The following is a 12,475-nucleotide window of genomic DNA, read 5'->3' as shown; positions in this document are numbered from 1 at the left end:
GTGGCACGCCGGACACGAAAAAGGCGGCCTCCCGAGACCGGGAGAGCCGCCTTTCCGCGAAACGAACTTAAGGTGCGGTCCACCCGCGCTGGTCGCCGCCGGAACGGGACGCGCCGTTGAGCCGCATCTTCGCCGCCTCGGCCCGCTCGCGCTCGGCCAGCTCGGCGTGCAGCTCGCGCAGCAGCGCCCGGTCGCGCTCGCTCAGGCTCGGGTCGTCCAGGTCCAGCGCCGGCAGCTCGACGACCTCGTGCATCGACGGCTTGCCCGCGGCGATCTCGCGCCCCTTCTCCGGGTCCTCGGCCAGCGCCTGCCGCAGCTGCGCGACCTCGGCCGGGGTCAGGTCGGCGGTGCGTTCCGCCCGCGTCTCGGACCGCGCCTTGCGGGGCGGCTCGGGCGTGGGCGGCGGCGACACGATCGGCACCACCGGGGCGACCGGCTCGGCCGGCGCCGTCGTGGTGGCGGACCGCATGCTGTGCCTGCTGCCCGACTCCGCGACCGACTCGGACGTCACCGACGCCGCCGGCTTCGCGGGCTCCGACCGGTACGACGACGAACTCGACGTCGTGCTCCCGGTCACCCAGGCCGGCGACGCGGCCGCCGAAGCGGCCTGGTGGTACTCGGAGTGCGCGACGCCGGGACCGCTGACCTCGACGACCGAGTGGATCCCGGCCCGGCGCAACGCCGTGTCGACGCGGAACGCGACAGCCGGCGGGTTGCCTTCCGGCCCCAGCTCGACGAGCACCACCCGCTGCGGCAACGCGCCCGGCACGCTGCCGGCCGGGGTGTTGCGCCACACCGCGTGCACCGAACGGACGTCCGGCAGCACCTGCAGCGTCCGGTCGAGCGCCTCGGCGATGCCGAACTCCGGGGAGTTCTCGCCGCTGAACCGGTGCGTGTTCACCGGCTCGGTCTCGTCGACCAGCAGGTCGTTCGCCAGCGTCGCGTCCGACCGGCTCATCTCGAGGACCAGCGCCAGCTCGCGCTGCTCGGCGGAGCTGACCGGGATCCGGCCCGCGATGAGCGTGCCGGTGGTCAGCTCGACCGCCTCGTCGATGTGGGCACGGGCGATCAGCTCGCGCGCTTCGGTGAGCGCGCTGTCGTCGATCCGGCCCGCCAGGGCCAGCAACAGGTTGTGCAGGCGCAGGGGCACCGAGAACCCGTCCATGGGCGGGCCGTCGTGGACCTCCACCATTGCCTTGCTCCCTCCCAGCTCGCTGGCGGGCGAGCGTTATGCGGCTACTAGCCGGGTCCCCGCCACCGCGCCCACGCAGACCAGCTCTGAGTCGGCCAGCGCGGCCCGGTGGTAGCCCGGCAGGTCGAAGCGCGGCGGGATGACCTCGACGCTGGGCTCTTCGTCGCCCAGTACCCGCAGCACCCGCTGCAGTTCGCCGGTCAACCTCGGCAGCCCGGCCAGCGCGGTGATCAGCAGGACGCGCTTGGCCGTTCCCTGTCCGACGACACCGACGTGTCGCCAGCTCTGCCGCACTTCCCCCACGTCCGGGCGTCCTCGCAACGTTGCGTGGATCAACACGGACACGGAGTCGACCGAGTTAACCCATTCGGGCGCACTCGACGTGAATGTGTACCGGTTCTCGGAGACGTCGTCTACCCCCAGCGTCGAACTGACCTGGTGCCAGTCGGCGCCGTGCGGGATGAGACCGGCCACGAGCAGGCGGTACTCCGTTTGGTCGAGGTCGATCCTGTGCTTAAGCAAAGACCTCGGCAGGGTCCGGGCGAGGGTGCCCATGGCGCCCTCGCCGAGCCAGTCGCGGAACCGCCACAGCAGCTGGTCGGGCAGCCGCCCGGCCAGCCGGAGCAGCAGCTCGTGGGTGGACTGCTCGATGTCCGGGTCCATCACTGCACCTCCACGATCAGTTCGACCTCCACCGGCGAGCCGATGGGCAGCTCCGCGACGCCGACGGCCGAGCGGGCGTGGATGCCCGCGTCGCCGAAGACCTCGCCGAGCAGTTCGGACGCGCCGTTGACGACCGCCGGCTGGCCGGTGAAGCCCTCCGCGGAAGCCACGAAGCCGACAACCTTGACGATCCGCACGACGTTGTCAATGCCCACCAGCGCGTGCACGGCCGCGAGCGCGTTGAGCACCGACGTGCGGGCGTGCCCCTTCGCCTCTTCGGGGCTGATCTCCGCGCCGACCTTGCCGGTCGCGGCGAGCACGCCGTCGACGAAGGGCAGCTGGCCGGAGGTGTAGACGTGGTGACCGCTCTGGACGGCGGGCACGTAGGCGGCCAGCGGGGCCGCCACGCCGGGCAGCTCGATGCCGAGCTCCTTCAGCCGTTCGCTCCAGCTCACGCGGGTCAGCCCTTCGGACGCTTGAGGTAGGCGACGTGCTGCTCGCCGCTCGGGTTCGGCAGCACGGTGACCAGCTCCCAGCCGTCCTCGCCCCACTGGTCGAGGATCTGCTTCGTGGCGTGGATCAGCAGAGGGACGGTCGCGTACTCCCACTTGGTGGCGCTCATGAAACGGGAGCGTAGCCAAGCGGGCAAGACCCCCGGGGAGGGCCGCCGGAAAAGGGCCCGCGACGCGCCGGGCTGTGTCCGACTTCACAGCGGCCGCTAGCGTGAGCGGGGTGGAAACGTGGCGCGTGATCGCGGCCGCACTGCTCGCGGCGGCCGGGCTGCCGTTGATGCTGGTCGTGATGGCGAAGGTGCGCGACCGGACGCAGAGCTCCGGCCAGGTCGCGCTCGGCGGGGTGATCACCTTCACGCTGCTGGCCGTGGTGGGCGTGCTCACTCTCACCGTGCTGCCCGGCGTCGTGAGCTGGGTGCTCGTCGCGGCGGTCGCGGCTGCGGTCAGCGTCATGCTGCTGGCCAGCTGAGCACTGATTTAGGGTGAAGAAGTGACCATTCCCCATGCCGGCTGGACCGACGAGCTTGCCCGTGCCCGGCTGCACTTCGTCACCGGCAAGGGCGGGACCGGCAAGACGACGCTCGCCGCGGCGCTCGGGCTCGCGCTCGCCCGCGAAGGCCGTCGCGTGCTGCTCATCGAGGTCGAGGGCCGCCAGGGCATCGCCCAGCTCTTCGACACCGAGCCGCTGCCCTACGCCGAGCAGCGCATCGCCGCCGTCCCCGGCGGGGGCGAGCTGCGCGCGCTGCACATCGACGTCGAAGCCGCGCTGCTCGAGTACTTCGAGATGTTCTACAACCTCGGCTTCGCCGGCCGGACGCTGCGGCGGATGGGCGCCATCGAGTTCGCGACCACGCTCGCGCCGGGCCTCCGCGACGTCCTGCTCACCGGGAAGATCAAGGAGTGCGTCGGCCGCACCGAGTCCGACGGGCGGCACACCTACGACGCCGTCGTCGTCGACTCGCCGCCGACCGGCCGGGTCGTCAAGTTCCTCGACGTCACGAAGGCACTGACGGACCTCGCGAAGACGGGCCCGATCCGCGGCCAGGCCGACGGCGTCGTCCGCCTGCTGCACTCCGGCGAGACCGCGATCCACCTGGCCACGCTGCTGGAGGAAATGCCGGTCCGGGAGACCGTGGAGGCCGTGGCCGAGCTGGACGGCGCCGACCTGCGCCCGGGCGCGGTGCTGGTGAACCGGGTCAGACCGCCGCGGCTGCCCGCCCGCTCGGTGACCGCCGCCGCGGACGGCCGCGTCGACGCCTCCCGCGTCCGCGACGGGCTCGCGTCGGCCGGGCTCAAGCTGCCGCAGGCGACGCTGGAAGCGCTGGTCGACGAAACCGTCGAACACGCCGTGCGGGTCGCCGCCGAGCAGCGGGCGCGCGAGCAGCTCGCCGAGGCCGACCTGCCCACCCTGGAGCTGCCGGACCTGACCGACGGCGTCGACGTCGCCGCCCTGTACGACCTGGCCGAAGCCCTGACCGACCAGGGGGTGCGGTTGTGACCACCATCGACATCGACGCGCTGCTCGACGACCCGGAGAGCCGCGTGATCGTCTGCTGCGGCTCCGGCGGCGTCGGCAAGACCACCACTGCCGCGGCCCTGGCGCTGCGGGCGGCCGAGCGCGGCCGCCAGACCGTGGTGCTGACGATCGACCCCGCGCGCCGCCTCGCCCAGGCGCTCGGGCTGCGCGAACTCGGCAACCACCCGAAGCAGGTGCAGGTCGAGGGGTTCGAGCCCAAGGGCGAGCTGTGGGCGATGATGCTCGACATGCGCCGCACCTTCGACGACATGGTGCGCGTGCACGCCGGCCCGGAACGCGCCGAGCAGCTGCTGCAGAACCCCTTCTACCAGACCATTTCCACGTCGTTCTCCGGCACGCAGGAGTACATGGCGATGGAGAAGCTGGGCCAGCTCGCGGCCACCGGCGACTGGGACCTGATCGTCGTCGACACCCCGCCGAGCCGGTCCGCGCTGGACTTCCTGGACGCGCCGACACGGCTTTCGTCCGCTTTGGACGGACGGATGATCCGGCTGCTGACGGGTCCGGCCAAGGCGGGCGGCTGGGGCCTGCGCAAGGTCGTCAACGCGGGGTTCTCGATGTTCGCCAAGGCGGTGTCGACGATCATCGGCGGCCAGCTGCTGACCGACGCGTCGGCGTTCATGCAGGCTTTCGACAGCATGTTCGGCGGCTTCCGCGAGCGCGCCCGCAAGACGGCGGAGCTGCTGCGCTCGTCCGGGACGTCGTTCCTGGTCGTGGCCGCCCCGGAGCCGGACGCCCTGCGCGAGGCGTCCTACTTCGTCGAGCGGCTGTCTTCGGAGTCGATGCCGCTGGCCGGGCTGATCGCGAACCGGACGCACCCGGTGCTCGCCCCGCTATCGGGGACCGAGGCGCTGGCCGCGGCCGAGTCCCTGCAGAACGCGCCACTGGCCGAGGCCGTGCTGCGGCTGCACGCGGACCGCGTCGCCCTCGCGGCCCGCGAGGAACGGCTGCTCGCGCGGTTCACCCGGGCGCACCCGGAGGTGGCGCTGGCGAAGGTGCCGGCGCTGGCCGGTGACGTCCACGACCTCGACGGCCTGCGGGACATCGGCGTGAAGCTCGCCGGCTGACCACCACGCCACGACACACCCGTCGTGAGTGAGAAACAGGGTTAGAACACTGTTTCTCACTCACGACCGGTCACGGGCGGCCGCTCAGCTGACCTTGACCCGCTCCGTCGCGTTGCGCTTGGCCGCTTCGAGCAGGACGGCCCAGCTCTCCACGTCGGGACGGCGGCGCAGCAGCGCGCGCCGCTCCCGTTCGGTCATGCCTCCCCACACGCCGAAGTTGATCCGGCCGTCGAGTGCTTCGGCGAGGCATTCCGTGCGGACCGGGCAGCCCATGCAGACGGCTTTCGCCCGGTTCTGCTCCGCACCCCGGACGAACAGGCCGTCCGGATCGGCGTCCCGGCAGGACGCGTTGATTCGCCAGCTCGACTGGTTGGTTTCCATACCCCCAGCTCCCTACCCTGGTGATCGACGCACCAGCGGGGGAAAGGCACTGCGCTCCCTGCCCCCGCGAGCGTGTCTCCCTCAGCTCACGTCGGTTACCCGGGCACCTCCCCGGTGCCGGTGCCGCCGTTCGGCCCAAGCGGACTCCCACCCGCGTTGATCCATCCGTCGGCTTTTCTTCGTGAGACGTTGACGGACTGTAGGGGCCTTCGGTTCCCCCCGCCAAGACCCAGAATGCCTTCCGTTACCAGTTGTCACCAAAGGGGGTCGGTTTTGTCACTGATCCCACCCCCTTCGGGGACACGGCGTCACCGGCGCCCGACTCACTCCGGGTAGCCTGGCCCTCGTGCGAAAAGCGGATGGTTTGTTCAAGCTCATCGGCCTCTGCCTGCTCGCGGGGGTGCTCGTCGCCGGCATGCTCTTCCCGGTCGTGGGGGCCGCCGGTGTCATGTCCAACCAGGCCAGCGAGACGGTGGAGAAGACGTCGTCCGACCTCGCCGACATCCCTCCCCCGCTGGTCACGACGGTCACCGACAACACGGGCCAGCCGATCGCAACGCTGTACGACCAGTTCCGGCTGCCGATCAACGAGAACCAGATCAACGAGGCCATGAAATGGGCCCTGGTCTCGGTCGAGGACAAGCGGTTCTACGAGCACCACGGCGTCGACTGGCAGGGCACGCTGCGCGCGGCCGTCAGCAACAGCACCGGCGCCGACACGCAGGGCGCGTCGACGCTGACCCAGCAGCTCACCAAGAACTACCTGATCAACGTCGTCTACCGGAACGACCCGATCGGCCAGAAGAAGGCCCAGGAGCAGTCGATCTCCCGCAAGCTGAAGGAAGCGCGGATCGCGATCAACCTCGAGACGAAGCTGACCAAGCAGCAGATCCTGGCCAACTACCTCAACATCGTCGAGTTCTCCCGCCAGATCTTCGGGATCGGCGCGGCCGCGCGCGCGTACTTCGACACGACCCCGGAGAAGCTCACCGTGCCGCAGGCCGCCCTGCTGGCGGGCCTGGTGAACAACCCGATCAACAACGACCCGTGGAAGCACGCGGACAAGGCCACCGCGCGCCGCAACCTGGTCCTCGACCGGATGGTGGAGAACAAGAAGCTGGCCAAGGCCGACGCCGACCGCTTCAAGGGCGAGCCGCTGGGCGTCGTGCCGGACGGCCCGAAGAAGGGTGCGGCCAACTGCATCGGCGCGGGCGCCGAGGACGGGTTCTTCTGCCAGTACGTCGAGGACTACCTGATCAAGGCCGGGTTCACGAAGGACCAGCTCTACACCGGCGGCTACACGATCAAGACCACGCTGGACCAGCGCGCCAACCACGAGGCGAAGGTCTCGGCGGAGGCGCAGGTCGACAAGACCCAGCCGTACATCGCGAACACGTTGTCGCTGATCAAGCCGGGCAAGAACCGGCACGAAGTGGTCGCGCTGGCGGCGAACCGCGACTACGGCCAGAATCCGGACGCCGGCCAGACGACGTACACCCTGCCCGCCGGCGTCTACAACTCCGGCGGCGCCGGATCGTCGTACAAGGTCTTCACCACCGCCGCGGCGATGGAAAAGGGCATGATCGGGATCGACACGCCGGTCGACGTGCCGGAGTCCTACACATCGCACGTGTTCACCGGTGGTGGCGACAACTGCCCGCAGACCGGGCCGCCGCTGCGCTCGCGCTGGTACTGCGTGGGCAACGCCGGTGACTACAGCCGGGTCGCCCAGGGCGCGACGATCCAGACCGCGCTCGCGACGTCGCCGAACACCACGTTCGTCCAGCTGGAGGACCAGCTCGGCAGCACGGCACCGGCCATCGACATCGCCCGGCGCCTCGGCATGCGCGACACGATGGCGAGCACGATCGGCGGTGGCACGGTCGACCCCAAGTCCCCGGACGAGAAGAAGCGGCTCAGCCAGGCGCAGGTCTACGGGCCCAACGGAAACAACCCGGGCTACGGCGCGTTCACGCTCGGCTTCAGCCCGCTGAGTGGCCTTGAACTCGGCAACGTCGGCGCGACCATCCTGTCCGGTGGCGTCTGGTGCCCGCCGACGCCGATCAGCGCGGTGACCGACCGGAACGGCAAGCCGGTGCCGGTCAAGGAAGCGCCGTGCGAACAGGCCGTGCCCGAGGGCCTGGCGAACACCCTGGCCGTCGGCATGTCGAAGGACGACCAGCCGGGCGGCACCTCGTTCAAGGCGGCCAGCGGGGTCGGCTGGAACCGGCCGGTCATCGGCAAGACCGGTACGACGCAGTCCAACGTCTCGGCGGCCTTCTTCGGCGGCACGCCGCAACTGGCGGGCGCGGCGATGACCTTCAAGTTCGGCGGCGGCCGGGGCGGTATCTGCGACGGCGGGGCCGGCAAGGTCAGCCTCTGCGGCGGCGGCCGCGACGGCAACATCTTCGGTGGTCACGCACCGGCCCGCACGTTCTTCGGCGCGATGAAGAACATCCTGGACGGCCAGCCGCCCGCGGACCTCCCGCAACCGGACCCGCAGTACATGGTCGGGGGCTCCCGCTAGGTTCCCCGTTCGAAGGCCCTCGCGCTCCGGCGCGGGGGCCTTCGGCGTGTCAGCCGCCCGGCATGGTGAACAGGATCTGCTCGTTCCACCAGTAGTAGAGGTCTTCCAGCTCGTCGCGTCGGTCACCTTCGCCGACTTCAGCAGGCCCGCCATCAGGTTCCGCTCGTCCGTCCACACGAGCATCGCCGGGTCGCCGAGGTAGCACGTCAGGTACTCGCCGTCGACCGGGTGACGCGTCTCGGCCCCGGCCCGAGGCGAAGCCTCGGATGTCACAGCCGGCACTCGTGACGAGCACGTTCGACGGCTTGACGTCGCGGTGCACCAGGCCGTCCGCGTGGGCGGCGTCGAGCGCGCCCGCGACCTGGGCCACGATCCTGGCGGCCCGCACGGGGTCGAGCGGCCCGTCCGCCAGGAGCTCCTTGAGGTCGCGGCCCTCGACGAGCCGCATCCGGTACGGCCCGAACTGCTCCATCGTTCTCCCCAAACCGAAAACACCCCGGCATCGGGCCGACGCAGATGCCAAGCGCGAGGTTCCCCGGAACGGGGGCGAAGTCACCCAACCGTTGAGCACGTATCCTGGACTTCGTGAGCACGCTCAGTAACACAAGCACGTCGGGGGCGACCGCGAAGCGCCTCGCCGCGGGGACGCTGGCGCTCGGCGCCGCGACCCTCGGTTACGCCGTCGGCATCGAACGGCGCCACTGGACCCTCCGCACCGCCGAACTCCCGGTGCTGGCGCCCGGGTCGCGGCCGTTCACCATCCTGCACGTCTCGGACCTGCACATGCTGCCGGGCCACCGCAGCAAGCAGCGCTGGGTGGCCGCGCTCGACGAGCTGAACCCGGACCTCGTCGTCAACACGGGCGACAACCTCTCGCACCGGAGCGCCGTCCCGGCCGTGCTGCGCGCGCTGGGCCCGCTGCTCGACCGGCCCGGGGTGTTCGTCTTCGGCAGCAACGACTACTACGCGCCCAAGCCGAAGAACCCGGCCCGCTACCTGATGCCGCGGGGCAAGAAGAAGCGCATCCACGGCGTCCAGCTGCCGTGGCGCGACCTGCGCGCGGCGTTCGTCGAGCACGGCTGGACCGACCTGACGCACGTCCGGCGCACGATCGACGTCGGCGGGCAGCCGGTGTTCGCGGCCGGCGTCGACGACCCCCACCTGCGCCGCGACCGCTACGCCGACATCGCCGGCCCGGCCGACAGCGGCGCGGCCGTCCGCATCGGCGTGACGCACTCGCCGGAGCCGCGGGTGCTGGACACGTTCGCCACGGACGGTTACGACCTGGTGCTGGCGGGCCACACGCACGGCGGCCAGCTCCGCCTCCCGGGCTACGGCGCGATCGTCACCAACTGTGAGCTGGACCGCAGCCGCGCGCGGGGCGCGTCCCGGTGGGGCGCGCACATGTGGCTGCACGTGTCGGCGGGGTTGGGGACGTCGCCGTGGGCGCCGGCGCGGTTCGCCTGCCCGCCCGAGGCGAGCCTGTTGACGCTGGTCCCGCGCGGATCGGGGTCCGACGAACCGCGTAAGTCGGCCCCCCGGAAAGCCCGCGACACCGTCCGCTAGACTTCTCACGACCCGTTAAGCAGTACCTCGGGGTGTGGCGCAGCTTGGTAGCGTGCCTCGTTCGGGTCGAGGAGGTCGTGGGTTCGAATCCCGCCACCCCGACGAGTAAGAGCCGGTGTCTTCGGACACCGGCTCTTCTGGTTTCAGCGGGTCGCCGTCACCTCGACCCAGCACTGGCTGAAATCACCGTCGCCGCCGCGGGTCCACACGTGGGCCGAACGGGCCGCGCTCGCCAGCTGGTCGCGGTCGCGGCCGAAGTCCGGGTCCGTCAATGCCTCGTCCAGGCGGGATTCCACGTACTTCGCCAGGTCCCGGTAGCTCATGTCCTCGCGGTACCGAGCACGCGAAACCACCTCCGTGAAACCCGCTCGTGCGCACTCGTCCGCGATGTGACGGCCCGCGAACGGGTCGCCGCCCGCACGGCGGCGCAGCAGGTAGTGGCCGCGCAGGGCCGCGTCGACGTTCGCCGTCTTCGGCCTCAGCCGTGCCTTGCTCCAGTCCGAAGTGGACAAGGCCAGCCTGCCACCCGGCCGCAGGACCCGGCGCAGCTCCGCCAACGCCTCCGCGGGACGGGAAAGGTGTTCGAACAACGCGTGGGAAAACGCCACGTCGACGCTCTCGTCGGCGAACGGCAGGTCGTACGCCGACGCCACCAGGAAGTCCACTGTGGACCTTCCGGCGCGGCGGGCGGCCGCGCGGGCCAGTGCCACCTGGCCCGCGTCGAGGTCGATCCCGGCCACCCGTGACTCGGCGGCCAGGCCCAGGGTGATCGAGCCGGGACCACAGCCGAGGTCGACCACCCACGAGCCCGGCCGGAACAGGGGCTGGGCGAACGTCGCGCGCTCCGCGGCCGTGCGCGCGGCCATCATCGAAACCGCGTCTCGCCCGTAGCCCGGCGCGTAACCCTCCAGCACCCCGCACACAGTACGGCCAGAAGGTGGCAGGATCGAGGGGTGAGCACGCAGTCAGCCAAGCAGTATCCGCCCGCGGTGGTCCCGGACCGGCTGTTCGACGACGCCGAAGCCGAGAACCGCTGGCGCGCCCGCTTCCACGCCCCGCGCATCTCCGTGCCCGAATGGGCCCGCGATGCCCCCGAAGCCAATGTCTACGTCTCCAACGCCAGCGGCGTCTGGGAGGTCTACGCCTGGAACCGAGCGACGGACGAGCACCGCCGCGTCACCGACCGGCCCAACGGCACCCTGCACGCCACGCCGTCGCCCGACGGCGAGTGGATCTGGTGGTTCGACGACACCGACGGCGACGAGTTCGGCTCCTGGGTCCGCGAGCCGTTCGCCGCGACCGAGGGCAGCGAGCCGGAGAAGGCCGTCCCGGACGTCCACGACGGCTACCCGGCCGGCCTCGAGATCGGCGCGAAGATCGTCGCGGTCGGCGTCTCGACCGACGACGGCAGCGAACTGTTCGCCCGCGTCGGAGGCGAGACGCACCGCTTCTACAGCCACGCGGACGACGCCGGTATCGCCTCGCTCTCCCGAGACGAAAGCCTGGTCGCCATTTCCCACTCCGAGCACGGCGACTCGCGGCACCCCGCGCTGCGGGTGCTCGCGACCGACGGGTTCGGGACCGTCGCGGAAAAGTGGGACGGCGAAGGCAAGGGCCTCTCCGCCCTCGAGTTCTCGCCGCTGCCCGGCGACCGGCGGCTGCTGGTGCTGCACGAACGCCGCGGCCGCGAGGAACTGCTCGTCTGGGACGTGCGGGCCGACACCGAGACCGAGATCGAGCTGGACCTGCCCGGCGAGGTCGTCGCGGGCTGGTACCCGGACGCGCGCGCCCTGCTCGTCGTCCACTTCCACGAGGGCCGCAGTTCGTTGTACCGCTACGACCTCGACACGGCCGAACTGTCCTCAGTAGACACTCCGGCCGGGCGGATCGGCGGTGCTGGCGTCCGTCCCGACGGGACGGTCGAGTACTCGTGGTCGAGCGCCGCGGAGCCGACCGCGGTGCGGGCACGGACCAACGACGGCACCGACTCGGTGCTGCTCGAACCGCCGGGTGAGCGGGCGCCGGGGTCGGAGCCGGTGACCGACGCGTTCGTCGAAGGCGTCGGCGGGCGGATCCACGCGCTCGTCTCACGGCCTTCGGGCGCGCCGGACGGTCCGTTGCCCACGGTGTTCTCCCTGCACGGCGGCCCGCACGCGGCGGACGAGGACCGCTTCTCCGCCTACCGCGCGACCTGGCTCGACGCCGGGTTCGCCGTGGTCGAGGTCAACTACCGCGGCTCGACCGGCTACGGCTCGGCCTGGCGCGACGCCATCGAGGGCCGTCCCGGCCTGACCGAGCTGGAGGACGTCGCCGCGGTCCACGACTGGGCCGTCCAGAGTGGACTGAGCGACCCGGCGAAGTGCGTCGTGAACGGCGCTTCGTGGGGCGGCTACCTGTCCCTGCTCGCGCTCGGCACGCAGCCGTCGCGGTGGGCGGCGGGCGTCGCCGGGGTGCCGGTGGCGGACTACGTCGCCGCGTACGAGGACGAGATGGAGCAGTTGCGCTCGTTCGACCGCGCGCTCTTCGGCGGCTCGCCGGAGGACGTGCCCGCGGTGTACCGGGAATGCTCGCCGATCACGTACGTCGACGCGGTCAAGGCGCCGGTGCTCGTGCTGGCCGGCGACAACGACCCGCGCTGCCCGATCCGGCAGATCGAGAACTACCTCGACCGCCTCGGCGGTCGCGACCTGCACCACGAGTTCTACCGCTACGACGCCGGCCACGGCTCGCTGGTGATCGCCGAGACGATCAAGCAGACGTCGATCGAGGTCCACTTCGCACTCCGGGCCCTCGGCCTGCGCTGACGCCCGCCGCCGGGAGGCCGGACCGGTCTCCCGGCGGTCAGCGCTCGGAGTGCAGGACGCCGCCGGTGGCCCAGTGGTCCGCGCCGACCTCGACGAGCGTCACCTGGACACCTTCCGGCTTGCCGCCGCAGGTGCGGATGAACGCGTCCGTCAGTTCCCGGACCAGGGCGCTCTTCTGGGCGGGCGTGCGGCCGGGGAACATGGCAACGCTGATCATCGGCATGGC

General features: G+C 71.3%; 13 protein-coding genes, 1 tRNA gene and 1 pseudogene. 7 read left to right on the top strand and 8 right to left on the bottom strand.

The genetic code is table 11. The features are described from left to right. Nucleotides 1-67: 67 nt before the first annotated feature. From CF165_RS05135 to sp36, 4 genes are read right to left on the bottom strand one after another with little or no spacing between them, the layout of a single operon-like run. Nucleotides 68-1,192, bottom strand: coding sequence for a hypothetical protein (locus CF165_RS05135; RefSeq protein WP_093946226.1), 1,125 nt, complete (start codon nucleotides 1,190-1,192; stop codon nucleotides 68-70). A gap of 36 nt (nucleotides 1,193-1,228) precedes the next feature. Beyond that, on the bottom strand, nucleotides 1,229-1,855 hold the full coding sequence (locus CF165_RS05130; protein WP_093946415.1) for a hypothetical protein: 627 nt from the start codon (nucleotides 1,853-1,855) through the stop codon (nucleotides 1,229-1,231). Next, nucleotides 1,855-2,310: a RidA family protein gene (locus CF165_RS05125; protein WP_093946225.1), complete on the bottom strand. Its 456-nt coding sequence runs from the start codon at nucleotides 2,308-2,310 to the stop codon at nucleotides 1,855-1,857. Before CF165_RS05125 ends, CF165_RS05130 begins: the two co-directional genes overlap by 1 nt. A gap of 5 nt (nucleotides 2,311-2,315) precedes the next feature. Further along, nucleotides 2,316-2,477, bottom strand: a complete 162-nt coding sequence (gene sp36 / locus CF165_RS05120; protein WP_003068074.1) for a Sp36 family protein — start codon at nucleotides 2,475-2,477, stop codon at nucleotides 2,316-2,318. 110 nt (nucleotides 2,478-2,587) lie between these two features. On the opposite strand from sp36, the gene CF165_RS05115 reads away from it, so the two are divergent. Genes CF165_RS05115 through bagB form a run of 3 tightly spaced genes read left to right on the top strand, consistent with a single transcriptional unit; the run spans nucleotide 2,588 to nucleotide 4,971 of the window. Continuing rightward, the gene (locus tag CF165_RS05115; protein WP_093946224.1) at nucleotides 2,588-2,836 is read left to right on the top strand and encodes a hypothetical protein; all 249 of its coding nucleotides are present in this window, start codon (nucleotides 2,588-2,590) and stop codon (nucleotides 2,834-2,836) included. Nucleotides 2,837-2,857: 21 nt separating this feature from the next. Continuing rightward, nucleotides 2,858-3,865: an ATPase BagA gene (bagA, locus tag CF165_RS05110; protein WP_093946223.1), complete on the top strand. Its 1,008-nt coding sequence runs from the start codon at nucleotides 2,858-2,860 to the stop codon at nucleotides 3,863-3,865. After that, entirely contained in the window at nucleotides 3,862-4,971 is a 1,110-nt protein-coding gene (gene bagB, locus CF165_RS05105; RefSeq protein ID WP_093946222.1) for an ATPase BagB, read from the top strand. Before bagA ends, bagB begins: the two co-directional genes overlap by 4 nt. An 84-nt stretch (nucleotides 4,972-5,055) precedes the next feature. Here bagB and CF165_RS05100 read toward each other — a convergent pair whose 3' ends face one another. Further along, complete coding sequence (locus CF165_RS05100) at nucleotides 5,056-5,352, bottom strand: WhiB family transcriptional regulator (protein WP_093946221.1); 297 nt, start codon at nucleotides 5,350-5,352, stop codon at nucleotides 5,056-5,058. A 346-nt stretch (nucleotides 5,353-5,698) separates the two neighbouring features. Between CF165_RS05100 and CF165_RS05095 the strand changes: the two genes are divergently transcribed. Then, entirely contained in the window at nucleotides 5,699-7,879 is a 2,181-nt protein-coding gene (locus CF165_RS05095) for a transglycosylase domain-containing protein (protein WP_240521457.1), read from the top strand. 49 nt (nucleotides 7,880-7,928) lie between these two features. Here CF165_RS05095 and CF165_RS53360 read toward each other — a convergent pair whose 3' ends face one another. After that, complete coding sequence (locus tag CF165_RS53360; protein WP_276209720.1) at nucleotides 7,929-8,351, bottom strand: protein kinase domain-containing protein; 423 nt, start codon at nucleotides 8,349-8,351, stop codon at nucleotides 7,929-7,931. Between the two features lie 113 nt (nucleotides 8,352-8,464). Here CF165_RS53360 and CF165_RS05080 point away from each other — a divergent pair, with 113 nt between their 5' ends. Together CF165_RS05080 and CF165_RS05075 are read left to right on the top strand one after the other, a co-directional pair. Next, nucleotides 8,465-9,445, top strand: coding sequence for a metallophosphoesterase (locus CF165_RS05080; protein WP_167441357.1), 981 nt, complete (start codon nucleotides 8,465-8,467; stop codon nucleotides 9,443-9,445). Nucleotides 9,446-9,473: 28 nt separating this feature from the next. Next, nucleotides 9,474-9,547, top strand: a tRNA-Pro gene (locus tag CF165_RS05075). A gap of 41 nt (nucleotides 9,548-9,588) precedes the next feature. On the opposite strand, the gene CF165_RS05070 is transcribed toward CF165_RS05075, so the two are convergent. Further along, nucleotides 9,589-10,359: a methyltransferase domain-containing protein gene (locus CF165_RS05070; RefSeq protein ID WP_093946219.1), complete on the bottom strand. Its 771-nt coding sequence runs from the start codon at nucleotides 10,357-10,359 to the stop codon at nucleotides 9,589-9,591. A 39-nt stretch (nucleotides 10,360-10,398) separates the two neighbouring features. Here CF165_RS05070 and CF165_RS05065 point away from each other — a divergent pair, with 39 nt between their 5' ends. Next, entirely contained in the window at nucleotides 10,399-12,249 is a 1,851-nt protein-coding gene (locus CF165_RS05065) for a prolyl oligopeptidase family serine peptidase (protein ID WP_093946218.1), read from the top strand. A gap of 37 nt (nucleotides 12,250-12,286) precedes the next feature. Here the strand turns inward: CF165_RS05065 and CF165_RS05060 are convergent. Beyond that, nucleotides 12,287-12,475, bottom strand: a pseudogene (locus CF165_RS05060) (tautomerase family protein); the annotation flags it as partial.

The organism is Amycolatopsis vastitatis, from assembly GCF_002234595.1.
Classification (GTDB): domain Bacteria; phylum Actinomycetota; class Actinomycetes; order Mycobacteriales; family Pseudonocardiaceae; genus Amycolatopsis; species Amycolatopsis vastitatis.
Note: the sequence above shows the minus strand (reverse complement) of the source record. Positions and strands in the feature narration are given on the sequence as shown.

Coding starts and splice junctions, on each gene's coding strand:
- sp36 (WP_003068074.1), bottom strand. CDS start 2,477: ATGAGCGCCACCAAGTGGGAGTACGCGACCGTCCCTCTGCTGATCCAC.
- CF165_RS05135 (WP_093946226.1), bottom strand. CDS start 1,192: ATGGTGGAGGTCCACGACGGCCCGCCCATGGACGGGTTCTCGGTGCCC.
- CF165_RS53360 (WP_276209720.1), bottom strand. CDS start 8,351: ATGGAGCAGTTCGGGCCGTACCGGATGCGGCTCGTCGAGGGCCGCGAC.
- CF165_RS05100 (WP_093946221.1), bottom strand. CDS start 5,352: ATGGAAACCAACCAGTCGAGCTGGCGAATCAACGCGTCCTGCCGGGAC.
- CF165_RS05130 (WP_093946415.1), bottom strand. CDS start 1,855: ATGGACCCGGACATCGAGCAGTCCACCCACGAGCTGCTGCTCCGGCTG.